Source organism: bacterium, from assembly GCA_021372515.1.
In the GTDB taxonomy this organism is placed as follows: Bacteria; Gemmatimonadota; Glassbacteria; order GWA2-58-10; family GWA2-58-10; genus JAJFUG01.
The window spans coordinates 1-24244 of the sequence record JAJFUG010000044.1; the positions used below are offsets into that span (position 1 = coordinate 1).

General features: G+C 63.0%; 14 protein-coding genes. All 14 read right to left on the bottom strand.

Translation table 11 applies throughout. The annotated features are described in order from the left end of the window. Window positions 1-2110, bottom strand: a 2110-nt coding sequence (locus LLH00_04130; GenBank protein ID MCE5270451.1) for a hypothetical protein, incomplete at its 3' end; no start/stop codon positions are given. Between the two features lie 194 nt (window positions 2111-2304). Beyond that, window positions 2305-3483 carry a hypothetical protein gene (locus LLH00_04135; GenBank protein MCE5270452.1) on the bottom strand — a complete coding sequence of 393 codons (1179 nt, stop codon included), beginning with the start codon at window positions 3481-3483 and terminating at the stop codon, window positions 2305-2307. Between the two features lie 233 nt (window positions 3484-3716). After that, window positions 3717-5306 carry a beta-N-acetylhexosaminidase gene (locus LLH00_04140; protein MCE5270453.1) on the bottom strand — a complete coding sequence of 530 codons (1590 nt, stop codon included), beginning with the start codon at window positions 5304-5306 and terminating at the stop codon, window positions 3717-3719. Window positions 5307-5367: 61 nt separating this feature from the next. After that, a complete protein-coding gene (locus LLH00_04145) occupies window positions 5368-6015 on the bottom strand; it encodes a hypothetical protein (protein MCE5270454.1) in 648 nt (215 codons plus the stop codon). 134 nt (window positions 6016-6149) lie between these two features. Further along, window positions 6150-7148, bottom strand: coding sequence for a hypothetical protein (locus LLH00_04150; GenBank protein MCE5270455.1), 999 nt, complete (start codon window positions 7146-7148; stop codon window positions 6150-6152). A gap of 92 nt (window positions 7149-7240) precedes the next feature. Then, the gene (locus LLH00_04155; protein MCE5270456.1) at window positions 7241-8155 is read right to left on the bottom strand and encodes an MBL fold metallo-hydrolase; all 915 of its coding nucleotides are present in this window, start codon (window positions 8153-8155) and stop codon (window positions 7241-7243) included. Window positions 8156-8256: 101 nt separating this feature from the next. Beyond that, the gene (locus tag LLH00_04160) at window positions 8257-9642 is read right to left on the bottom strand and encodes an Nramp family divalent metal transporter (GenBank protein MCE5270457.1); all 1386 of its coding nucleotides are present in this window, start codon (window positions 9640-9642) and stop codon (window positions 8257-8259) included. A gap of 23 nt (window positions 9643-9665) precedes the next feature. Beyond that, complete coding sequence (locus LLH00_04165; GenBank protein ID MCE5270458.1) at window positions 9666-11204, bottom strand: trimethylamine methyltransferase family protein; 1539 nt, start codon at window positions 11202-11204, stop codon at window positions 9666-9668. Window positions 11205-11292: 88 nt separating this feature from the next. Next, window positions 11293-12081 (bottom strand): glucosamine-6-phosphate deaminase, encoded by a 789-nt coding sequence (locus LLH00_04170; GenBank protein ID MCE5270459.1) that lies wholly within the window; start codon window positions 12079-12081, stop codon window positions 11293-11295. Window positions 12082-12204: 123 nt separating this feature from the next. Then, window positions 12205-14232 carry a hypothetical protein gene (locus LLH00_04175; protein ID MCE5270460.1) on the bottom strand — a complete coding sequence of 676 codons (2028 nt, stop codon included), beginning with the start codon at window positions 14230-14232 and terminating at the stop codon, window positions 12205-12207. A gap of 184 nt (window positions 14233-14416) precedes the next feature. Next, window positions 14417-15640, bottom strand: a complete 1224-nt coding sequence (locus LLH00_04180; GenBank protein ID MCE5270461.1) for a PorV/PorQ family protein — start codon at window positions 15638-15640, stop codon at window positions 14417-14419. A 64-nt stretch (window positions 15641-15704) separates the two neighbouring features. Beyond that, complete coding sequence (locus LLH00_04185) at window positions 15705-18977, bottom strand: hypothetical protein (protein ID MCE5270462.1); 3273 nt, start codon at window positions 18975-18977, stop codon at window positions 15705-15707. A 67-nt stretch (window positions 18978-19044) separates the two neighbouring features. After that, the gene (locus LLH00_04190) at window positions 19045-22278 is read right to left on the bottom strand and encodes a TonB-dependent receptor (GenBank protein MCE5270463.1); all 3234 of its coding nucleotides are present in this window, start codon (window positions 22276-22278) and stop codon (window positions 19045-19047) included. 490 nt (window positions 22279-22768) lie between these two features. Further along, window positions 22769-24235, bottom strand: a complete 1467-nt coding sequence (locus tag LLH00_04195) for a sigma-54 dependent transcriptional regulator (protein ID MCE5270464.1) — start codon at window positions 24233-24235, stop codon at window positions 22769-22771. Window positions 24236-24244: the final 9 nt, after the last annotated feature.

The window sequence follows — 24244 nt, forward strand, 5'->3', positions numbered from 1 at the left end:
TCTCGTAGACCAGGCGCAGCGGGCTGGTCACGCTCTCTTTCGAGCGGGCCTTGCGGTCCGCGGTCAGCGAGGCCGGCAGCACGAGGTCCAGGCTCACCTCCACCGAGGTGAATAAGCTGTTATGCTCCAGAATGCGCACCCGGCCGGCCGATCCCTCCGCGGTGACCGCGGGCGCGGGCGGGTCGAAACGGGTGAACGTGTACTCGTCCCCCGCATCCTCCACATCCTCCAGATGCCCCAGGCCGCTCAGGTTAAGGTCCAGTTCCTTGTCGTACAGGTCGAAAGAACCATCCGGCTTGAATGTCAGCCGGTAGAAAGAGTTCTCCACGGTCACGGCCCCGTCCTGCTCCTGCGCCGTGGCCTGCGGGGCAGCCTGGGCCGACACAGCTTTGCGCCTGACCACGCTGAACCGGGACAGCGAGCAGGGAGTCAGCTCCGGCCGGAACGCCGCCTCGGCCTCCAGGCCCTTGAACATCATCTTCTCGTTGAACTCGTTCCCGTCGAAAAGCGGGTACTCGGCGTGACTGCTCGCCAGCACTTCCAGGGGCAGCTCGCGTCCCCGGCTGTCGAGGATCGCCAGCTCGGACGGGTCGGTGAACCCCTCCAGGGCCAGCTTCACCCGCAGCGTGTCCGCGCAGGCGAAAGGATGCGGGTTGAACGCAATCAGGCCGGGCAGCGTGGAGTCCGGCTCGTTCTCCTGAAGGCGGCGGGCCAGCAGCAGAAGGGCATCGTTCCACAGGCTGTCCACTATCTCACTGCTGCGCTCGAAACGGTTCTCCATGTCGCGGTGCACGGAGTCCACCGAGCAGCCGCAGATGTCATCGTGCGGGGCGTTCTGCAGCAGCAGCTTCCAGAGGTGCTCCAGCTCGGCCTGCGGGTAAACCGGATACTCGGGCCAGTTCTGCCCCGGGTTGAACGTGTAGCCGAAATGCTGCGGCTCGCGGAACGCGCGGCGCCCCTTGCAGTAGAGGTCGGCCAGGGCCAGGAGCGGCTCGGCCAGCAGCTCGGTCCGCGCGGCGATACGGGCGTAGCTCTGCTGAAGGTAGACCCGGCTGGTCATCACCCCGAACAGGCTGTCCTCCACCAGCGGCCCGCGCAACTCGGGCAGAGTGCGTCCCTCGGCCAGCACAGCCTCGATCAGCTCCCTGCAGCTCGAATGCACCAGGCGCACCCGGCCCTGCCCGCGGTTGAGCTCGCGGATAAGCCGGGGCACGTGCGGCTGGGCCTCCTGGTGGTCCACCCCGTTGCCCAGCCAGAGCTGCGCGGTGTCCAGCTCGGCGTCCTTGCGGTATTCCGCGACCGCGGCCTCCAGTTGCTTGCGGGCCAGCTCCAGGGACCAGTTGTCCATGTCCGGGGCCGGGGTGGGATAGTCCGCCGGGTTCAGATTGTCGAAGCCCCAGTAGTAGAAATTGGCGTAGCCGACCATGAAATAGGCGCAGACCGAGCTTGCACCGTCCGGCGCGATCCAGCGCTGCACGCGGCCTTTCCTGATCCCCTCGCGTCCGATGCCGCGGCTCATGTTGGTCATGAACGAGCCGATGTGGAACCCCTGCAGGATCTGGGGCAACTGGGCCGGGTGGCCGAAATTGTCGGCCTGGTAGCCCACCATCTCGGCCCCGCCCAGCTCGGCGGACTGGCGCAGGCCGATTTTCAGGTTACGGATCAGGGACTCGCCCGAGACCAGGAACTGGTCGGGCTGCACGTAGAACGGCCCGATCGCCAGTTGGCCGTTCCGCACGAATTTCTCGATCCGCCCGCGCTGGTCCGGACAGAGCGCCAGGAAATCCTCGATCACGACTGTCTGGCTGTCCAGGTGGAACTTGTAGGAGGGATCACTCTCCAGAATGTCCAGCAGCTTGCGCATCAGCTTGACCAGGCGCAGGCGGAACTGCTCGAACGGGTAGTACCAGGCCCGGTCCCAGTGCGTGTGCGGGACCACATGCCCCACCAGCGGAGTGCCCGGGACCGCGGCCCCGGCCTGCGCCTGGGCCACCGAGGGCAGGCCGCCCAGCAGGGTCAGCCCGGCCACGCCCTTGCCGGTCAATGAAATGAAGTCCTTGCGCGAGACAGTCCCGCGCGGAGCTGTGCCACAGTTCCTGTCCGTTGTCATGGTCGCCGGCTCCTGGAAATGGCTGAAAGCAGCTTGAAAGCGTGGATAAATTCAGACCCCGGAGATATTAGTTGTTTTATCGAACAAGGCAAGGAAAACGCGGCGTAGCGGATGCGCGGAGGGATATCTCTTAGAGGGAAGCGATCTTTCAACACGGGGGGGCAACCGTCACGCGAGGGGCCGGCCCCCCGGGGTCAGGCCAGCACCCGGCCCTTGATCCAGTGGAACGTCTCGCCGAAAAATTCGAGGAAACCGCCCGCTCGCTGCGGGTCACGCCTGAGGATGCCCAGCATCCTGTCCCCGGCCTCCACGTAGGAGAGCCGTATCTCCTGCCGGGCGTCTTTCAAGCGCTGGAGCGTGATCTCCGGGTAAATCAGCGTGTGCGAGTAGCTGGTGGCGAACTCGGAGACATCGTGCTCGGGGTGCGTCTCGATGGGCACCTCGAGGTACTGTTTCTCGTCGATGAACTCGAAAATCTGCATCCGGTTGCCCACGCGCAGGATCTTGTAGGGGCTGAGGCCCTGGTTCTCCATCAGAGTGCGCCGCAGCAGCTGACGGTTCACCTCGGGGATTTCCTCGATCAGGCTGACAAAGTAATCGATCAGCTCCAGGTCGCCCACCAGGCCGGTGGTTTCGGTGATGTCGTGCAGTTGCTCATGCTCGTAGACCGGGACCAGGTGTTTCTTGTGGCATTCCGGCATGATCCAGATCGCCTCGCGGGTCAGGCTGGCCGCCCCCACGCCGAAACGGTTGAAAATGATGGGGAGGTTGTGGTTCGGGAACGCGCTCAGCTCCTGTTCCCGCTTGAGCAGGACCTCCAGGTATTCCTTCCTCTCGGTGTAGAACTTGTCCGCCTTGTTCCCGATGTACATGATGTTCTTGACCAGCGGCACGGGGTTCTGGTGGTCGATGGACAGGCGGGTGTCATCCACTGAGATGAAGAAATCCTTGTACGTGACCGGCTCGCGGTAGAACGAGAAAAAGGTGCCCTGGGTCAGGCTTTTGGGGCTGATCACGTGGCCGATGTTGTCCAGGCCGGCGCGGTGGATGTCGAACTGGTAGATGCCGCTGCGCAGGAGCAGCTCGTTGTCCTGGCTCCACTCGGGATGGTCGAAAGGGATAAGCCGCTTCATGTCGGGCAGCAGGGACAGGTTGGCCGTATCGGCCCGGTTGACCACGATGCCGGTGACCAGGCCGCTCACCTGCAGGTCGCTGCCCAACGGCACGCGGATCAGGCGCTCTTTCCTGCCCTGGACATACTGCACGAATATCTCGGGATCGCTCTTGGCGAGCCCGGCCGCGTAGGCGGGAAAGAGCGCCGGAACGAGGAGGCCCGAAAAAGACCGGAGGAAGGCTCTTCTGCTGAACGACATGCTCGCCTCCCGGATGCCTCATCCTGTTGCAAATGGTTTTACAACCAGCCCCAACTCTTCTGAAACCAAAATGTTCCGGCAACTAATTGTATAAAGAGATATCTCGCCAAATCAAGCTTTTCCGTCCGGCGCGCGGAAATAGCAAGGCCCCGACAGTGTTGAACGTCGGGGCCCCGCAAAAGGCACAGCTCGGATCGTTAGAAAACAGCCGGGAAATGTCACCCTTCCTTCGCTCACTCCCCCTTGTAGTAGTTGACCCCCAGCTCGTCCAGGCGTCTGAAATGCCGGCCCAGCCTGGCGCTGAAATCGTTCCAGTCCTTGAGCGCGGGCGCGGTCCAGCCCGCCTCGGCCAGGGCGATCAGGCGCGGGAACACCTGCCTGTCCACGGCCGGCTCGCTGACCGCGATGTGGGTCCAGATATTGCCCTGGACGCCCAGCACGTGGCTTTTCTGCTGCCCGGTGAACGTCTCCGGCGCCGGGTCGAAAGAGTAGGCTTTCTCGACCGATATGGTGGTGTGCTCGTAGTCCAGGTAGCAGTGGCTGGTGGGGCTCATCACCACGTCGTGACCCATGCCGCTGGCCCGGACCCCGCCCTCGGTCCCGCGCCAGCTCATCACCGCGGCGCGCGGGGCCAGGCCGCCCTGGAGTATCTCGTCCCAGCCGATCAGCAGACGGCCCTTGGCGTTGAGGTAGCCCTCGATCCGGCGGATGAACCAGCTCTGCAGTTCCTCCTCGTTTTTCAGACCCTCTTTCCGCATCCGGGCCTGGCACAGGGGGCAGTGCTCCCAGCGGGTCTTGGGAACCTCGTCCCCGCCCACGTGGACATAGCGCGAGGGGAAAAGCCCGATCACCTCGTCCAGCACGTTCTGCAGGAACGTGAACACGGAGTCGTTCCCGGCGCAGAACACATCCGCCTGGATCCCGTCACCCTTGAAGAACGGGAAAATCTCAAACGGCCCGCCGGTGCAGGAAAGCTGCGGATAGGCCGCCAGGGCTCCCATACAGTGTCCGGGCATCTCGATCTCGGGCACGATTGTCACCCGGCGCAGGCGGGCATATTCGATCAACTGGCGCATCTGGGCCTGGGTGTAGAAACCGCCGCTCTGATGGTACCGTTCGGGATAGTTTGCCCCGCAGCCGGTCAGCTCGGGGTAGCGCTCGATCTCAAGGCGCCAGCCCTGATCGTCGGTCAGGTGCAGGTGCAGGACATTCAGTTTGTAGAGGGCCAGGCAGTCGATCAACTTGCGCAGGTACTCCAGGCTCTGGAAAGTGCGGCTGCAGTCCACCATCAGGCCGCGCCAGCGGAAACGCGGCGAATCCTCCACCTGCATCTGCGGGACTGTCCAGGCCGCATCCCGCACCCGTCCGGTTTCGGCCGTGGCTGGCAGGAGCTGGCGCAGGCTCTGGCAGCCGTAGAACACCCCATCCGCAGTGGAGGAGCTGATCCGCACGCTGTTGCTGTCAATGCTCAGACGGTAGCCCTCGGGGCCCAGGCGCTCGAGTGTCGGGTCGAGGCTGAGCACCACCGCGCCGATATCGGCGTCGCTGTCCCAGGGGGCGTACTCGCCATCCGGTCCGGCGGAGCGCTCCCGGACCTCGATCAGCGAGCCGCTGGCCCGCTCCAGGAACGCGGCCAGGTATTCTCCCACCTCACGTGTCTGTGGGGTGACCACCACCGGCGAGCCGATGGACAATCGCATCCATCCGCCGTTCAGCCGCAGCCCGTTCGGACGGGGGATCAAAGGTGGCGTGACAGCGCTCTGGCAGGACCCGGCGGAGGGAAACAGGCTGGAAACACACACGATCAGCGTCGCCGCAAACATTCGCATGACTACCGCTCCTCGGATCGGGTTCCGGATGAATCGATATTGACCGGCGTAAAGCTCATTCCCCGGCTTTGGCTGTCGAATCTATTGCGGTGTAGAAACTGTCCAGCGCCGCCTGGAACTGTTCGCCGCTCTGACGGTCACAGAATGTCTGCCTGGCCACGACCGCGTAGGATTTAAAATCCTTCTCCATGACAGTCATCAGGCTCGTCGCGCCGCGCTCGCCCGCCGCGGTGGTGAACAGCGCGAACCTTTTAGTCCTGGCCTTTTCGGGCTGCTTGAGAAGGTAATTGCCGATAAGCGCCAGGTCCAGGAAGCGTTTCATCTCCCAGGCGTAGTTGCCCATCCGGGTGGGCGAACCGACAACGATTGTCCGGTAGTTGTCCAGCTCGGCCACGTTGTTCTTGGAGAACTCCTCCGCCCGGGCCAGGCGGACTTTCACGCCGCCGGCGGCCAGTCTTTCCGCGAGTATTCCCGCAATGGGGATCGTGCCGCGGTCCTTCGAGGTGGCGGTGCTGATCGCATCCAGCGCAGCCGGGTCCTGGATATCGGTGGCAGTGGCGCAAGGCACGCCGGAGGTGAAGACCAGCAGCAGGCTGTCCGGAGCTATCGCGGTGCGGGCCTCCACCGCAGTTTCATCCGCGGCGGACAGAGAGAGAGGGAGCGCGAGCAATGCTGAAATAATCAAACGTGTGCAGTTGTTCATGTTATTTCCCCGCGACCGTTGGATGAAACCTTCCGGAAGAGTGTCACCGCATTAACCCTGCGAGCCGGCATCGGTGTTCTTATTGTTCATTTTATATCACTGCCCATCTCTGGATAAGGTCACCGCCTGCCGCCTTATTTTTGCTTCGGCTCAACCATCTTGTGCTGGCTGTTAATATAGCTTTGTCCCTCGGCCGTTAAAAACATGTCCATCCATAGATAGGAAAGGAGTTCGTCCTGTTTGACCGATGCGGAGTGTTTCGAGCCGAGGGGAATGTGCAGCAGAGTGTTCTCCAGCAGGAGCGCCTCTGCTCCATCGGCGTTACAGGTGCAGCGGCAGTTTTTCAAGCCCAGGAATAGCTGGTCGAGCATGGGGTGATCGTGGACTCCGACTGAATCCGGGCCAGTCGTCTCCACCGTTCCCATGCACAATCGCGGCACATAGCCCTCAGGCAACAGCATCCGGTTGATTGTCTTCGGACTCTTTATCGCTTCCGTGTAAGCTTGGCACTCGGTGTACTTCTTCGCATAAAGACCGGAATGCATGTCCGCGTTCTGACGGATCGCTTCGATGTCCTCGGCTGTCAGAGTCCTGCGAACTCTCAGACACCTGAATTCATCACCCGCCTTGACCTCTATCCGGTATTTGTTCCCATAGGGAGGCCTTATTATCTGCTCCGCCACAGCCTCCAGGAGATTCTCTGCCGAGGAGAAAGCCGCCTTACCGGACATAACCAGCAGGACATCGTAGACGTCTTCCCTGCCGGCTTGCACATATGAACAATGCCCGCTGATTGAAATGGCGTCGGTGGCCAGTTCAGTCACTTCTCCGGCAAGCACCGGAGAGAAAAGAATGGAGTTGCTCTCCCCCGGTCCGCGGTCGAAAACAATTTTCTGAGTTTTTATCTCCTGTCTTCGTACCGTCTGGGCCGTGCATTCCGAATCCGGTAGAACCGCGCGCTCCATTTGCGTCAGGGTACCGCCACCGGCCGCATCAGCCTTGCCGCTGCCGTTCATTCCGAGAATGGCCGTCACGAACGCACCGGCGACAAAAAAATCCCTGCGGCTCATTCTGCCTTTATCAACCGGCCGCGGCTTCCCACATTCCCTTGCCTCTTTGCAGGAGTTGGACATTTGTCCTCCAATTTGTGACTGTGTCCTGTCGCAGACTTGCCGCCAATTGCTGCTCCGGCTCCTCGCGGCCCAGCCTGTGGAAACCGGTCGGCTCAGTAGTTTGCATACTCCGGGTGTGCCTGCAGAAAGACAACTTTCTGCTGGTGACGGTTCTCCACCATTTTCAGCCACTGCCCGCGCGTGACAAAGGGGAAACCATCCGCGCGCATCTCGTTGAACACCTGGTGCGGGTGCCCGCCCAGGTAGAGGTCGAACTGGAGGGACTTGAGGATTTCCACGGTCCGGTCGTAATCGGCGCAGATACCGGGATACTTGTTTTGCTCGAACTCCTCCACATCGTCCTTGAACCCGGTGGCGTCCCCGGCCGCCAAAGCGCGGCAGGGACCCTGGGGACCGTCCAGCGTGACCAGGTAGACCACCTCGCCGCGGGTCTGTCCGGGGGTGTAGAGCACTTTCACCGTCGCGTCGCCCAGGTCGAACACCTGGCCGTCTTCTATGTCTTTCACTCTATCGCACGGAGTCAGAACAGATTTGCCGCGGTAGAGGCCCGTGCGGACAACCTCGGCGTCGTACTTGTTCAACAGCACCTCGGCGCCCGAGAGCGCGGCGATCCGCGCCGCACCGCCGGAGTGGTCGGGGTGCCAGTGGGTGATGAAGATTTCCTTGATCTGCTGCGGGTCGAGGCCCAGCTTGCGGACATTGTCCTCGACCAGGCTGCTGTCCCGCCCGCGGTAGCCGGAATCGAACAGGACCAGCCCCTGGGCGGTTTTCAGCAAATAGACACTCACGTCCACCGGCCCGACCGAATAGAGCGGCCCGTAGATTTGCTCCGGCGCCGGGTTGGGACGCGGTTTGCCCTGTTCATCCTGGTAGGTCCTGAAACGGAAAGCGGTGCTGAACCGGCTGCTGTCCGAGGTCGAGGCGGCCACCTCGACCGCGGCCCGGGCCTCGGTCCAGCCGAAACCCAGCAGCAGGCAGAGCAGAACTGTGCGCAGGGTGATTCTCATTATTACCTCCGTCAAGAATGGCCTGACAGTCTCGCGGACATAGCATAATTTACATAAATTCAGTAAATCGGCAAGATATCGATTCAATTCTGGAGATCTGCTCAACTGCCGGAGCCGGGCCGCGAACGGAGCCCGGCCTTGAGGCTCGTGGCCCAGGCGTAGACAATCCAGGCACAGGGGGCCACCACCGCCGCGCCCGCGGCCAGGACCAGAACGACGCGCCAGAGGGGGGCTATCCCCGCGGCCTGACGGGTCAGGGCGGCGGTCAGGTCGAACATGCCGGGCAACGAGGTAAAAAAGGAGAACAGCAGGGTCAGGACCAGGCCCAGGTTCATCCAGGGGCCGGCTTTGTGGACGCCCATCAGCTTGCGGTCGTTGAGCAACAGCATCGACGCCACGGTCACCGCGGGCAGGATCGTGGCCTGGAACGCCTGCGACGCGACCATCACCCAGACCGGCCGCCAGTGGAACACCGGGGCGGTGAGGCCGAGCATGAGGCCGGCCGCGCCCAGCACCCGGAACAGAGGGCTTCTCAGGTCGGGCTTGCGGCCGGTGTAGTCGCAGACCAGCCAGGGAGCGATCAGGGCGATGGGGAAAATGGTGCTCACCCCGGCGCCGATTATCCCGACCACCAGGACACTGATCGCGTACCGCCCGGCCAGCGGCTCCAGCATCCGCACCATGTCCACGGCCTGGTAGACCGGCGCGCCGCCCCGGCGGAAAATCGCCTCCGAGGCGCAGATCATGATCGCCGCCGACAGCAGGAACATCACTCCCGCACTGACCGCGGCATCCAGGCGCTCCCGGCGCAGGTCGCCCACGTTCCAGCCTTTCTCGGCCACCACCAGGCTGCGCATGACAAACACCATCGCCCCGCAGGTGGTCCCGGCAATGGCGGCCAGGTTGATGAAAGCCCCCTCGCCGGAGGGCATCCTGAAGCTCAGCCCGGACAGCAGCGCCGCCGGGTCACCTGTCAGCAGCGCCGCGCTGGCCAGGAAACTGGCCCCCATCACCGCCACGAGCAGGCTGAGGAATTTCTCGAAATAGGAGTAGCGCCCCAGCCAGAGCAGCCAGAAACAGCCGCCCAGGATCGCCACGGTGGTCAGAACCTCATTCGCCCCTTGCCCGCCGAAAAGAATGCGGGTCCATTCCTTGATCAGACTGGTCAGGATGCCCATGATCCCGGCCAGGGCGGCCAGCTCGCCGAAAGTGAGGGCGATCATGGCGTAGAGCGCCAGGAAATTGCCCAGGGGAAGGTGCCTGCGGAAAGCGGAAATGGCCGTTTCTCCGGTCACCAGGGTGAAACGGCCGTAGGCGACCAGCATCACGAAAGTGACCAGGCACGACAGCACCACGGCCCAGAGCAGGGTCAGGCCGTACTTGCTGCCGGTTTCGGCCATGGTGGTCACGCTGCCGGTGCCGATATTGTACCCGATCATGAACAGGCCCGGGCCGATCGCGGCCAGCGCCGCTCTGATTTTTCCCATAACCCCTCTCTTCGGCTGCGCTCTCAGCCCAGAATGGCCTTTTCGGCGTGACGGACTATGCGGTCGATCTCGGTGATCTGATTGTCATCCAGGACCGGCTCCAGCGGGCGGGCGATGATTGCGCGCACCTTTTCCTCGGCCAGGCGCTCCATGCCGCGCACCGGACGGTCCTTGTAGACCTCCCAGCTCAGGCACTCGGTCAGCTCGCTCAGCCAGAACTCCTTGCGGAAATTGTCCGCGGTGTGCGGCTCGCCGATGAAATTGCCCTCCGGCCCCACCTTGAGAGTCTGGTCAACGGCCAGGCTCTCCTCGGTCACGGTCAGCCCGGCCAGCACCCGGCGCAGGTAGCGCACCATCTCGGCATCCAGCACCAGTTGCAGCGGGCTGTAGGTCAGGCAGCCCTCCACCTGGCCGACAGTGCCGATCCCGGTGGCGCCGCACAGCAGAGGGATCAGCGCGCTGGCGGCTTTCTGCATCCCGGCCTGGAACCCCGGCTCGCAGGCGTCGCTCTTGCCGCCGTGCACCCCGCAACTGATCCCGTACATCTCCTTGAGGAACTGGATCCAGGCCCCGAGCAGGGGCAGACGGTCAGCGCCGGCGAGCTGGAACAGAAGGGTGTTCATGTCGCAGTAGCTGCCGCAGAAATCCAGGCTGAGCACGGCCTCCCGGTCGACCGCGTAGCCCAGGACCAGTCCGCCCAGGGTCTCGGCCAGTCCCACGGCCAGGGTCCCGGCGCCGGTGGCCGGTGTGGTCGTGCCGGCGCAGGGCATGGTGTCTATCGACTGCGGCAGGCCCTGGCGGATGTACTCGATGAACACATCCGCCATGTTGCCGTCCAGCGCCAGCGGGCTACGGCTCTCGGCGTAACCCACCAGGCAGGGGCGGGCGCGAAGAGTGGCCTCGTCCCCGCGCACCACGACCGCGATTTCCTTGATGAAACGGACATCGGTAACGGTCCAGGCCTCGATGCCGCCCAGCTTGGTGGTGTACTTGGCCAGCTCGGCCGCCATCTTGACCGGCCGCAGGGGGGCCGGCACCGCCTGGTCGGAGCAGGGCAGGCCGGAGTGGGTGATGTCATCCAGGGCGTTGACAAGCTTGAGGCCGTCGAGCAGGTCCTGGCGGGTGGCGGCGCGACGGTTGCGGTCGAGGTCGTAGACCAGGGTGCAGAACCCGCCCGAGTTGGCCGTGAAACTATGGCAAAGCTCCTCATCGCGCTTGTAGTAGCTGGATTCCGTGTAGCGGTTGCCCTGGCGAAGGCCGCGCCTCTCCGGGCGAAGGTAATCGCCGCGGAGCCGCTGGGCCGCCTCCTGGACCACGGCCTGCGGGAACCGGACCCGCTCGCCGGCATTGTCGACCGCGCAGCCCAGGGCCTCCAGCATCCGCCGCGACTCGGCATGATGCACGATCATCCCGGCCCGCTCCAGAATGTCGAGGGCCGCCTGCTGGAGCAGCCCCATCTCAGCCTCGCTCAAAACCTTTATCCTGCCGAACAGTCCGGACATGTGCCTGACCTTTCGCTTGGTCCCTGGTGCGCGCCGCGACCCTGCCGCAGCGGAAAACATATTTACCAGTAATAAAGCCGCGGCCCAAGCTGCTCCGACCGTGGCTTAACATTCAGGATAGAGCCATCGGTTTCCCCGGCCGCGCCGTTCAATCCGTCAGAGTGACAACCGCCGGCCATTGCAGCTGAAGCGCGGCCCGGAAACCCTTGAGCCTGGAGGCCGAATCGACATCCAGGAACATCTGGCAATCGGGATGCAGGCGCAGGATCGAGGCCGGGTAGTCCGGGGATATCCCACGCTCCAGGCAATTGTGCACCGCCTCCGCCTTGCGGACCTCGGGCACCACGCTCACGATGGAGCGGCTTTTCATGATCCGCTCGATGGAGATTGTGATGCCGGTGTCCGGGCACTCCGCAGGGGAGTCGAACCAGCCCTCACCGGCAAGCTGACGGCGCGAGACCTCGCTCACCGGGGTGACAAGAAATGACCTGCGGGTCTTGAAATCCGCCGGCGGGTCGTTGAAAGCCAGGTGCCCGCTCTCGCCTATCCCGGCGAAACAGACATCCACGGTTTCCTGCTCCAGAAGGCGGCCGTAGCGCTCGCACTCGGCCTGCGGGTCCTCCGCCAGCCCGTCGATCAGGTACGCCGCCCCTGGGTTCACCCGGTCGATCAGGCGCTCTTTCAGGTAGCGGTGGAAGCAGCCCGGGTGCGTGGTGGGCAGCCCGACATAGTTGTCCAGATGGAACATGACTGTCCGGCCCCAATCGATGCCTGGCATTTCGGTAAGACGACGGATGAACTCGATCTGCGACCCGCCGGTGGCCACCAGGAACACGGCCCGCCCACGTTCTGCAATCGCCTGCCGGAGCTTCTCCGCGCCAACCGCGGCCGCGGCCGCGGCCAGCTCGGCCCCGGACTCGTAAATCCTGACAATCATTCTCCCGCTCTCCCTGTCTCCAGCAGCCGAATCAAGGCCCCGGATGCCATAATTATTATCATGCCATTGCCATGTCTGTCAAACCTTTAACGATCTGCGAAGGGTGTCGGCCAACCGGTCGGCTCAGTTCGCTCCGTTGCCGAGAGCCTTGCCCAGCGGACAGCGGCCCCGGACCGGCGAGCCCCACTCGCAGGCCCCCAGATCGGGGGCTTTGCCCCGGAACCCGTCGTTCACGTTGGGCAGCACCACGCCGCGGTCGACAGCCGGGCTGCCGGGCCGCAGCCTGAAATCCCCGCGCTCCGGGTCCACGAACAACGGGTCCGCGTACAAGCCGTTCTTTTCCAGACCGGTCAGATCCTGGAACCGCGCCATCGAGATGACAGTCCGCCGATCAAGCTGGAACAGACGTTTCTCTTTCGACTCGACATAGCTTTGCAGCCACTGGACATCCCGGTTGTACCACAGGTCGTAATCCCAATCATTGTCCAAGGCCAAGCCATGCATGGCGTTGAGGGCCAGCCCGTCGCCGAAGAAAACATTGTTCCGGAAATGCTGTCCGGTGATCGGGTCCGCGCTGCGGAGCGCCTCCACGCCTGGAACCGAGGTGTAAACAGTGTTCTGGAAAATATTGCACACACCCGGCCCGACGCCGTTGTACTTAAGGCTCAGAAACCCGTGATTGGCGATCACGTTGTACATCACGTAGACCGGTCCGACAATGATCGGAGCCAGGGAAACCCCCGAGAAAACCTCGTGGCAGTAGTTGTTCCAGAAACGAAAATTGAGGCAGGGCCCCTCCGGCTCGATCACATCGTCCCGCAGGTCCCAGAGCTCGTTGTCGTACACGTCCCAGTCGCAGTTGAGTCTCTCATCGTTCAGGTGCTCCGACTCCGCGGCCGGCGAAAGCCCGTCGAACAGGCAGTGTATCCGGCAGGCTCGCACCACGTTTCCCCGTCCGCCGGAATAAGATATCACCCCCGCGCCCTCCTCGTCGCGCCCCTTGGTCATTGCCCAGGGCCAGCGCGAGATGGAGCTGTCCCAGAGTTCGCAGCCCTCGACCAGGTTGCCCTCGCTCTCCCAGCCCTCGAGCAGGACAGCGGCGTTCATCCCGTGGATCGAGCAATCGCGAATCACGTTCCAGGCGCTGGCCTCCAGGTGTATCCCGGCGCCGAAGGTGGCCCGGCCGTAATCCCGAACCTCCAGGCCCTGGATGAGGATACAGTCAGCACCCTTGAGATGGAAACCGGCCTCGCGCTGCGCCACCTGGACCGGAATGAGGTTCGGGTCGCGGCTGTCGGCCAGGCGCAGGTACAGGCGGCCGCCGGCCTTTTCCTGATACCAGCCGCCCGGCGCGCCGCAGACAAAGCGGTCGAACTCGGCACGGGACAGGTAGTGGAAAAGACGCTCACCGTCCGCCGCCACATACCTCGTGGCATAACCCGGCTCGGTACAGTAGACCGCTCCCCCCCCGGCCTCGGCCTGCCAGGCCCCGATCCCGAGGTTCTCCTCGTAGCGCGGGTCCGCTCCCGAGAGGATCACCCCCCTGCCCAGGGCCTTGAAAGCGATGTAAGCCTTCGGCTTGCCCGAGGCAGTCACTTCCACTGTCTCGCGGTAGAGCCCGGGCAGGATCCAGACCACATCCCCCGGAGCGGCCAGGGAGGCCGCCCGCTGGATGGTCCGGAACGGGCGGAGCAATGTCCCGTCCCCGTTCTCCGGCCCCTCGGGCGAGACATAGTACTCCTTCGCGCCGCCCTGGGGAAAGCTGTCCCGGCGCGTGGCCACTCGCAGCACCCGCGTCTCGGTCCCGGAGGCGTCCGGGTCGGAAAGGACGACCTCCACCTCGTAGCTCTGGCCCGGCAGCAGGAAAAAGACACTTCCGGCAAAACGATTGCCGCTTATCCGCTCCAGCGGCAGGGCCGGTCTCCAGGCGGCCTGGCCCTGCAAACGGTAACGGACCGCGGCCGTGGCGTTGGAATTGGAATCCCCGTCATAGCTCAGACGCAGCCCGATACTTTCGAACGTCGGGTAGGCTTCGACCGATCCTATCTCGATTCCCCGGGTGAGCGCCGAGACCGTGAGCACCGAACATACTATGGCCGCTGCGACCAAAGCTGAATAAATACCCGCTCTCCGCCCAATCAGTGTCATCATTCCATCCTTTGCCTTAATCCGGAGCGTCAATCCGTGCCGACGGTGCACAGCCCGCGGCGGGTCTGTCGCCGCCTGTCCTCCGAGAACATCTCAAAGTCGTGAGTGACTGGAACCGGATGTCTCCCGGCCCGGCGGTTCGGCGCCGAACCGGGAGACATGGAAGCCGATTCTGTCCTTACCGGGCTCAGAAACCGAAAGCCACGGTGAAAAAGTTGTCAGAGGAAAGCCGACCTTTGTTGCGGTAGGCGTAGTTGAACTCCAGGGTCTTGCCTTTGACGTTGCGCTTGATCCCGCCGCCGCAGCTGAAGCCGCGGAACGTCGGATCGTCGCCGTTGTAGGCGATGCCGGTGTTGTCCGTGTCGTCCGTGTACTCGTCGGTCTGGATTTTCCAGCCCAGGCGCAGCGCCGCGGAAATGTACTCGGTGAAATTGAAGCTCACCTCCGAGCCGGTGGAATAGCTGAGCGGCATGTAGCTGTTACGGTTGATCTCGCCGGTGGCCAGCCAGTTGAGGCCGCCCGAGGTGTACAGGTTGTACGAGAGCGCCATCTTGACCACGGTGGGAAGGTGATAGGTGTGGGTCTTGTACTGGCCTTCCCTGGTTGTGCGCCGCATGATCGCCAGCGGGTCGTTGGAGTAGTCGCCGTAGCCGTCCGGGATCGAGGCCTCACCGGTCTCGCCCCGTCCCTCCGGGCTGACTGACACGTCCAGCAGCGAGCCGCGCATGGTGACATTGGTGCCGAGGTTCTGTACGGCGAAAGCCAGCTTGACCTCGCGGCCGGCGAACTCCGTATGGTAGATCCCGCCCGCGTCGATGGCGAACGCATTGCCGGACAGGTTGTTGAACACGTCCTGGTGCACGTACTTGAGGCTCAGGCCGCCGGTGAAGCGGTCGGAGAAGGTGTAGGCCACGGTGCCGCCCATCTGGAAATCGTAGGCCCCGAACACCCGTCCGTCGCCGTTGGGCGTGGAGACAGTGGTGATCTTCATCTCACCGATATCCAGGTAGCCGAAAAACGCGCCCAGCACCACGGAGCCGTCCCCCACCGGGGTGGCGCCGCACAGGTAGCTGTATTTGAGGTCCATGGTGTAATCGACCATGGTGCCCATGATCTGGGTGTTCTGCAGGAAACCCAGGCCGGCGGGGTTGTACCAGATCGCGGAGATGTCATCCGCCACGGCGGTGTAGGCATCCCCGAGGCCGATGCCGCGCGCCCCGACCGGAATGGTGAGGAACTCGGCCGCGCGCACCCCGGCGAACGAAAGGTTGTCCGGCCGCCCCTGGGTGACATACTTGTCCAGACCGGTGTATTCCCGGTTCTGGATGCCCTGGCCCAGCAGGGACCCGACCATGGCCAGCAGGGCAGCGGCGGCGGTGAGCAGCGTGTGCTTCATGTATTTACTCGACATAGCTGACCTCCGAATAAGAGAAGACATCGGGCTGTTTAATCAGTTTCGACCCGGCCCCTCTGCCTCAGTTGACGATGTAGAACTTGCCGGTGCTGGTCTTGCCCCGCGAATCGGTCACATGGAAGAAATACAGGCCGCTGGCCACCATCTGGCCGAAACGGTTGCGCAGGTTCCAGGGCTCGGCGCCGCCGTGGTTGTCCCAGCCCTGGTACTGCTTGGGGTTGTTCTCAATGTCCAGCTCGTCCCAGTCGGTGTAGTTACCCCAGCCGTTGCGGTTGGCGCCGATATGGTTGAGGACGTTGACCAGCACGCCGCCCAGGGAGTAGATGCGGATCGTGCAGACCGCGGGCAGGTTGACGAACTCGATGCGGCGCGAGGCCGGCCCGATGTCCAGGAACGAGGAGGCGATGTAGGGGTTGGGGACCACGTTGATCTTGCTCAGGTCCGCATCCTCCGGGTTCAGGCTGTAGGGCTTTACATCCACGGTCCATTTGTCGCCCAGCTGCGGCAAGTCGGCGTACTGGGTGAACACCGTCATCCCGTCGTTCCAGGCGCCGAAAGCCACATCCACGGTCCAGACCGTGCCCGGCTCCGGCATCTCCGCGTCCCCGCCCAGGGGACGCACGACCCAGCAGAGGCCGTCGATCCAGAACCCAAACTCCCCGGTGCGGTCGGAGGGAAGCTTGTCCAGCATCTTGTACTGGCGCTCCTCCCTGGGCACCTCGTCCTCGTAGATTTCCCGCAGGTAATTGCCCATGTTGCCCGGCTCGGTAAAGCTGCCGCCGTAATCCTCGGTGGTCTGGAAGCCCCAGCCCATTTCATCCACGAACTCGACATGGCCCATGGCCTGGCCGCGGGTCACGTCCTGGACCTCCACGGTCAGGAAGCCCCCGCCGGCGCTCTTCCAGGTGACCTGGTAGCGTCCGGAGCGGGTCATGGCGATATTGCTGGGCATGGAGCCGGGGCCCTCCTCCTCGCCGCACTCGCGGCTGGTGAAAAGCCCGATCTCCATGATCGGGTGGGCGGTCAGGTAGCCGCCGTCATCCAGATGGTAGTACAGCGGCGGCGCGCCGAACATGTTGACCTTGGACAGTCCCTTGAAAGTGGCGTTCAGCAGGTAGTTCAGCCCCTGGGAATCCCGCGGGCCGCTGAAAATGAACTTCTGCTCGTCGTCCCCGCCGCCGTAGATATCCATCGCCGGGCCGTCGTAGCCGCCGCCGGTGAGGGAGATGACCCGGTGTCCGGCGTTCGCTTTCCCGATACAGTAGTCAGGGGTGTAGGCGTCCGCGCCGGTGCAGGCGAGCGTGAGGGTGAAAGCGCTGGTGATCCGCTCGCTGTTGATCGCCTCGAACTCCACCTGGAGGTCCGGATCGAGCAGCGCCGGGGGCTGTGTCAGCTTGCCGGTCCCATCCCCGGTCAGAAGGGCGGTGGAGGCCGTCTGCGCGCTCCCATCCAGCGGATGGAACACGATCGGCAACGCGGCGGCGGGACGGTAATTGCTGGCATCGCTTCGCGGGATCACGGTGAACAGGCCGTTCTGCGGGCTGCCGTACCAGATCTTGCTGGCCTCGACCGGAGGAAGGCTGAACTGCTCGCCGGTGACCGGGTCGAAATTCTTGTCGTACGGCACCAGGGCGTACCAGACCCGCAGGCCGTTGGCCATGCGGCGGCGCTCGTCGCCGTCGATTTTGTCGACATGACTGAACATCAGGGTCCCGTCCGAGAGGTTGCCCTCCCAGATCTGCTCGGCGTGCGAGTCGTTCGGCCCGGTGTAGCTGCGGTACAGGCGGTAACCCTCGAAATCCTTCTCCACGTAGTTATGGTTCGGGTCGAGCTCCGGGTTGGCCTGCAGGAACGCGTAGTAGGGGTCGGACTGGGACAGGTTGATGTCGCTCCAGGTGAGGGTCACCTGGCGGTCGCCGGGGATGATGGTGATAGTGGGGGCCACCGGCGGCACGGGCAGGGAGTAGCCGCTGCTCAGGATCGACTGCGCCGCGGCGACGTAGTCCTCGATCGGGGCGAGCTGGGCCTGGAAGCCCGGATCGTCGATGTTGGCGATCTGGTCCGCGGGCAGCACCGCCGGCGGGTTGGCCGGATTCACGAACATGAACACGTAGTCGATGCTGGTGGTGTCGCGTGGAGCGAAATTATTAAGCACGCTGTAGAAAGAATACACCGAGGAGCCGGCGTGACCGAACACCCAGCGGTTCTCGTATTGGGTGCCGCGCAGGACGCCCGGCCAGCCCTGGGCGGTCTGACCGGTGAACGGGTTGATCTGTCCGCTGAAAACATTGCCGCCATCGCCCAGCCCGTACCGCCAGACCTCTCCGGTGGGACGCCCGGTGGCCAGGAGGTTGGGGCCGTTGGTGAAACCGTAGGTGGTGGTGCTGCCCAGACGGCACTCGATATTCGTCAAGTCCATCACCTCACCCTGCCAGGAGGGCGGGTTGAGGAGCTTGAAAGCGACGAAGGGCGTATAGCCGCCGGTGAAACCTTCGTTCGTGCCGTCGATATCGAACTGAACCGGCACCCTGAGGCCCGGATGGAAGGCCCAGCCGACGTCTGACGTCCCTCCATCGCCGATGGTCATGGCGGTGACCACATGCATCAACTCCCACTGGCGCCAGGTCTGGCCGTTCTGAGTGCCGGCCACCATGCTGGCGATGTCGCGGTTCCACTTGAGGTACTCGCTCATGTTCTGGATGCGCGTGTGGCCGAAAACCATGTTGGCGCTGATGCTGAAATTGAGGAAATAGAACTGGTTTTCGAGCGAGGCCCCGCTGCCCAGCTCGCCCGGTATCCAGACATCCGAGCTGAAGGTGGCGAGGGTCTGGGCGCCGTGGAGTATCGGGGCGCCGCCGGCCGAGCGGCCCTCGCGGAACTGCAACGGCCAGTCCTCCAGGTCGGCCGCGTCCAGCGAGGACCAGACCTGGTTGAGCTCCACCGTGCTGGCGCCCAGTTTCATCTCGATGCCGCTGTGGTAGGCGGCCTCAAGAAGGTCACGGGCCTCGGGTGTGGCGGTGTAGCCACGCATCCAGGCGCCGCTCGATTGGATGCAGGTGGTGTCCTCAATCGTTCCATCGCCGTCCAGGTCGCGCACGCAGTTGAGCGCGAAAGTCCAGCGGTCAGCGGCGATCTGGTTGCCGGAGCCAGCCGGAAACTGGTGCGCCGGTGAGCCCGAGAATGTCAGGGCGTCTCCGGTGGAAACGACGACAAAGCCGACATTGTTGCCGGAGGCGGTCACCGTCTGATTCACCTCCGCCCGGAGTGGAACGGCCAGAATCAGTGCGCCGGCGGCCAGGGTCAGAGCGATCAGAGAAATCTTGATCAGCTTCATTTGTTTATCTCCTGCTGAGCGTTGCGCTGTTTAATCTCGATCCGGAGCAGGGCGTCCGGCCAGGGGATCAGAAATTGAGGTCCAGGCCGAAACGCACCTGCCTGGCTATTCCCCAGCGCCGTTTGTTCATCGTATCGAGCATGAACTGCTGCGCAATGGCGCCCTTGGCCTGTTCCTCCACGGTCAGGATGCCATCCTGGTTGTAGTCGTTCTTGAACCGGGCCCGCTTGTACTGGTCCAGCGAGGGGTCATTCCAGTTCAGGTCCACCCCGCCAGCCACGTTGAGGTACTCCTTGGACTGGTAGCCGGAGGGATAGAGCGCGCTGTTCTTACGGTTGAGCAGGTTGAATATCTCGGAATAGAAATTCAGCTTGCGCGACTTGCCCAGGCTGAAACTCTTGTTGACCCGCAGGTCGAGGTTGTAGTACCAGTGGCCGCGGTAGTGGTTCAGCAGTACGCTGCGCGACATCAGGAAAGTCAGGTCTGAATCCAGAAGCGTCGCGTCATCCGAGAGCGGCTGGCCGCTTTTGAGCGAGAAGTTGGCGTTGAGGTTGACGTCTTTCAGAAGCTTCTTGGCCAGATCGCCGGGCAGATAATCCGTCTGGACCAGGTACTGCGCCAGGACCGAGAATTCGTGTGTCCGGTCGCCGTCGTTCGGCCACAGCACATCCGGCGGGGTGAATGTTTCGTTCGTGGTCGCATCCAGATAATCGTTGTCTGCGCCCTGACGTCCGCCTCCGGAGCCATTGGGCGTGGCTCCGATATTGGAGCCTGTAGCCCTGGAAAACTGCATCGTATAGGCTAAATTCAAGGCCAGGCTGTTGGAGTACTTTTTCTGAAGGGTCAAATCGAAACCCTTGATGTTTCCGATGTCGCCGTTGGTGAAACCGGTTTCCCAGTCCCTGATCCGGCGCCCCTCCTTAAACCGGTAGTAGTCGCGGAAATAAGTCTTCTGGGTCACGTTACCGTCTATGTCCCGGTAGAACGCCACCAGGTCCAGGACCACATCGTTCGAGGGCAGGAAACTGATCCCGGTCTCGAAAGCCTGGGTCCGCGAAAACTTCAGGTTTCCCGGGTTGAGCTCGGTGAATATCGTGGTCATACCGGGCACCTGGGAGAAAGTCCCGTAGGAGAACCGGAGCTGCGAGCGGTCGGTGACCGGGAAAGCCACGTTGAAACGCGGCGACCAGGCGGAGAGGTTCTTGACGAAGAAGCGGTCCCCCAGGTTGTCGCCGTTGCGGCGTCCCCAGTTGTCCACCGGGTCGAACCAGTCGTAGCGGATTCCGTAATCGAAAATAAAATCTCCGAGGTCAGTCCGGTTCTGGAGATAGGCCCCCAGCATCCGGGGCCGGTAGTTGAACTCGTTGCGCCCGTTTTCTCCCAGGCGCCGCGGCTCGATGCCGTGAATCTCCAGCTCGCGGTTCTTGAAATCGGTCCACTGTAATCCGAGCTTGGCGCGATTCTCGCGGTTGAGCTGGAAATCGAGATCGCCCTTGTAATTCCACTGGCTCTCGTCCACATGGAAATAGGCCAGCCAGTAGGCCCAATTTTCAGTCACCATGCCGAATGGTGTGTTGTAGGGATTATCGATTGCACCGTGGGTCAGTCCGTCCGGCAGGTACAAGTGCTGAGCTTCCACGTTGTTGGTCGGTATCTCCCAGTTCGGGTAGCTTTCGATTTCGAACGGGATATCGTGCAGCGACCAACCCCACAGCGTGGTGTTGTCCTCGCGGCGGTAGTTGGTCTTGAGGCTTGAGCTGGCGACATCGTTGGTGCTGAAACGCGACAGACGGAACTGCAGGGCGCCGCTGTGCGTGGAGCTTTTCAGGAAATCCCAGTCGAATCCGGCCAGCATGTTATAGGTCCTGGTTCGACGGGCGTAGCTCTGGGGCACGTAGACCTGGGTCTCCCCGTCTTTCCAGTTACGGTTGGGGAAATCCTGTTTTGTGAAAATGCCGTTCAGGAAATAGTTACCCTCGCCCCCGCTGAAAGCGCTGTTGCCCACAGGATAGGACCGCTGGTTGCGCGAGTAGTTGTCGCTGAGGATCACTTTCAGACCCGGCAGGGGGTTGTAGACCAGCTTCTCGGACAGCAGCGAGCGGTCTTTCCAGTTGTCGGGCAGGCGCACCGGGTTGCCTGGCGTGAAAAGGCCGGGTGTGTTTCCGGTCTTGGCCGCCCAGCTGTCATACCCGTTGCGGAACATCTCCAGGGTGTAAGGTGGGTTCTGGCTGCCCAGCAGAGGGTCGTTTTTCACCGCCGTGTTGAGACGGTCGACGAACTCCTGGTTCACACCGCGGAAGCCCTCATCCGCATGGGTCGGGTCGGCGTCCAGAGCACTTTGTATCTCGCCCGAAACATTGAAAAAAAGGTTCGGGATCAGGGGTATCGGTCCGCCGATCCCGGTCTGGAGCTGGTTGTAGCCCCAGTCGGAGGTGATGGGCATGACCATGTCGGTGGTGTAGCGCACGTTGCCACGGAACTCCGGCCCGCCCTCCTTGGTGACGATGTTGATGATGCCGGACTGGGCGTTGCCGTACTCGGCCTGGAAGCCGCCAGTGATTACGTCCACTTCCTCGACCGAGCCGGTGGCCAGTTCCAGAGGGTGGGAATCTGCGCCGGTGGAAGAGATTTCCTGCGAGTACATGTTCCCATTTGGGTTCGAGTTCGGCTGATCGTTGTTGGCCATCGGCTCGGCGGTGAAATTGCGCGCCAGCACGCCGTCGACCATCATCGCCTCCTCACCCAGACGGCCACCGCGGATACGCAGTCCACGGCTCATGCCGCCCTCTCCTCCGATCTGAACGCCGGCCTCCAGGACAAGCAGGTCTTGAAGGGTGGTGTTGGGAGAGGAGATAAGCTCGGCCGTGGTCAGACGGTGCTTGGTGGCTGTATTGTCCCTCGGCATCAGCACCTCGCTCTGGCCCTCGATCACGATCCCCTCCATCTCCACGACCGAGCCGCTCAGCCTGGCATCCACCGTGGTGGTCTGGCCGGCGAGAATGAGCTGGCCGGCGACCGTTGTCTTCTGGTACCCGGTGAAAGTGAAGACAATGGAACGCCGGCCGGGGGAGACGTTGAGGATGAAATAGTAGCCATCCGCGTTTGTGACATTGCCCTGACGGGTCCCCTCCACTATCACCTGGACCCCAGCCAGGGGATTGCCGCTGTCCTTGTCCCGGACCGTGCCCTCGATCTTGCCCACGTTCAGCTGACCGAAAAGGACTCCGGCGCTCAGCAGCATAAGCAGCCACAGGGCCGTGACGAGGAGTGCTCCGGTCCGGTGAGATATTTTTCTTTCCATTTAATCCTCCTGACAATTCATGGGATCATTCCGGATAAATTGTCGACAGTACTAAGCCTGTATCATTTGCCCTCCTTCTGCCTCGAGTGGCCGGGCGGTCGTCCGGCCCGGGTTGCAACGGCATTGAGAAACGAGGGGGCCAGCGGTTTATGCAGGGAAAAGCTACTCGGTCGGGCCGCCGTCGGGGTGGGCGCCCTCCTTTCACTTTTCCCCGTCCCGAGTCTCCAACCCATCCTGGGGGATTAGATGGAAGACCAAGGTGCTATGCTCGGACATGGAAAAAGGGATGAATCAAACGGACTTCGATTCGGGAGGTCATTTGACAAGAACGGTGCCAGGGGGATACCGGGAAATAAAGGGCTGTCATTGCGGCAATTGGAAGACCGCTTCGAGGGCAGGCGGATAGAAAAAGGTGTATCGGATTGATCCACAGGCTCATTCTGAGCCGGATACATTCAATCCAGGCGGGAGGTGAGGGACAGACCGGCGGTCAGTCGGAGGACCCGGGCAGCAGCCGCTCGATCTTACGGCGCAGGGAGCAGCGGGTCAGGCCGAGGAAAGCCGCGGTGCGGGTGATATTGCCCTTGTGCAGGCTCAGGGCCTTGCGGATCACCTGGGCCTCGACATCGTCCAGGCGCAATCCCTCCGGCGGCAACAGGATAGAAAGCGCATGCTCGGCGACTCCAGAGGCTTGGACACCCAGGGTGGGCTTACCCGGCAGAAGGAAATCCAGGTGACCGGGCTTGATCTCCTCGTCGTCGTGGAGCAGCACCACCCGCTCGATCGTGTTCTTCAGCTCGCGGACATTTCCCGGCCAGGCGTGGGCTTCCAGGATCGCCAGCGCCGCCGGGCTTATCGACCTGAAACGCAGCTTTTTCTGACTGGCCAGTTGCTCCAGGTACATCTGGGCCAGGGGCCCGATCTCCTCGCGCCGCTCGCGCAGCGGCGGAATGAGGACCCGGCCCACGTTCAGACGGTAGAACAGGTCCTGGCGGAACTGGCCGCTCTTGACCTGACGCTCCAGGTCGAGGTTGGTGGCGCAGATCACCCGGACATCGATCTCAATCTTTTTCAGCCCACCGACCCGGAAAAGGTTTTTCTCCTGCAGGACCCGCAGCAGCTTGGGTTGCAGCTCCAGGGGCATGTCCCCGATCTCGTCGAAGAACAGGCTCCCGCCCTGGGCCAGCTCGAACTTGCCTTTCTGCCCCTCCCGCCTGGCCCCGGTGAACGCGCCGCCCTCGTAGCCGAAAAGCTCGCTCTCGAACAGGCCGGGCGAGATCGCCGGACAGTTAATCGGCACGAACGGGGCGCTCACTCCACCATCGCCGTAATGGATGAGGCGCGCGATAATCTCCTTGCCCGTTCCAGTCTCACCCTCGATCAGCACCGAGATCGAGCGTTCGCGGTGCAGCTTGCGGGCCGTTTCCACCACCCGGTGCATCTTGTCCGAGAAGATGCCCACTCCCTCCAGGCCGACTGCACCGGCATAGGCGCTCTGGAGCTGCTCGAGCTGGGAACGGGTCTCGCGCGTGGCCTCCCGGACTTTCTCGGTGAAATGGTGGGTCAGCTCGTAGTTTTCCTTGATCAGGGCCTGGTGCTCGGTGACCCGCTCGATCACCGCGGTCAGCTCATCCAGGTCGATGGGCTTGCTCAGGTAGTCGTAGGCGCCGGCGCGCAAGGCGGACACCGCGGTTGACATGTCGCCGTGGGCGGTCACCAGTACAACATCGGCAGCCCGGCCCTGGGGCGTCTCTTTCAGCTTTTTCAGCAGCTCGATCCCGTCCATGCCCGGCATGCGGATATCGGTCAGCACCATCTGACAGGTGTCGTTCCGGAAAGCCTCCAGGGCCTGGGCCGCGCTGTTGCAGCAGGTGACATGATGGCCGAGCTGGCTTTCGATATGCACGCTCAGCGCGTCCCGTCCCAGCGGCTCGTCATCCACGAACAGTATGTGCATAACGCCGGC

Bases quoted from the DNA above. Each gene is read 5' to 3' on its own strand.
- LLH00_04135 (MCE5270452.1), bottom strand. From the start codon at position 3,483: ATGTCGTTCAGCAGAAGAGCCTTCCTCCGGTCTTTTTCGGGCCTCCTC.
- LLH00_04140 (MCE5270453.1), bottom strand. From the start codon at position 5,306: ATGTTTGCGGCGACGCTGATCGTGTGTGTTTCCAGCCTGTTTCCCTCC.
- LLH00_04145 (MCE5270454.1), bottom strand. From the start codon at position 6,015: ATGAACAACTGCACACGTTTGATTATTTCAGCATTGCTCGCGCTCCCT.
- LLH00_04150 (MCE5270455.1), bottom strand. From the start codon at position 7,148: ATGTCCAACTCCTGCAAAGAGGCAAGGGAATGTGGGAAGCCGCGGCCG.
- LLH00_04155 (MCE5270456.1), bottom strand. From the start codon at position 8,155: ATGAGAATCACCCTGCGCACAGTTCTGCTCTGCCTGCTGCTGGGTTTC.
- LLH00_04160 (MCE5270457.1), bottom strand. From the start codon at position 9,642: ATGGGAAAAATCAGAGCGGCGCTGGCCGCGATCGGCCCGGGCCTGTTC.
- LLH00_04165 (MCE5270458.1), bottom strand. From the start codon at position 11,204: ATGTTTTCCGCTGCGGCAGGGTCGCGGCGCGCACCAGGGACCAAGCGA.
- LLH00_04170 (MCE5270459.1), bottom strand. From the start codon at position 12,081: ATGATTGTCAGGATTTACGAGTCCGGGGCCGAGCTGGCCGCGGCCGCG.
- LLH00_04175 (MCE5270460.1), bottom strand. From the start codon at position 14,232: ATGATGACACTGATTGGGCGGAGAGCGGGTATTTATTCAGCTTTGGTC.
- LLH00_04180 (MCE5270461.1), bottom strand. From the start codon at position 15,640: ATGTCGAGTAAATACATGAAGCACACGCTGCTCACCGCCGCCGCTGCC.
- LLH00_04185 (MCE5270462.1), bottom strand. From the start codon at position 18,977: ATGAAGCTGATCAAGATTTCTCTGATCGCTCTGACCCTGGCCGCCGGC.
- LLH00_04190 (MCE5270463.1), bottom strand. From the start codon at position 22,278: ATGGAAAGAAAAATATCTCACCGGACCGGAGCACTCCTCGTCACGGCC.
- LLH00_04195 (MCE5270464.1), bottom strand. From the start codon at position 24,235: ATGCACATACTGTTCGTGGATGACGAGCCGCTGGGACGGGACGCGCTG.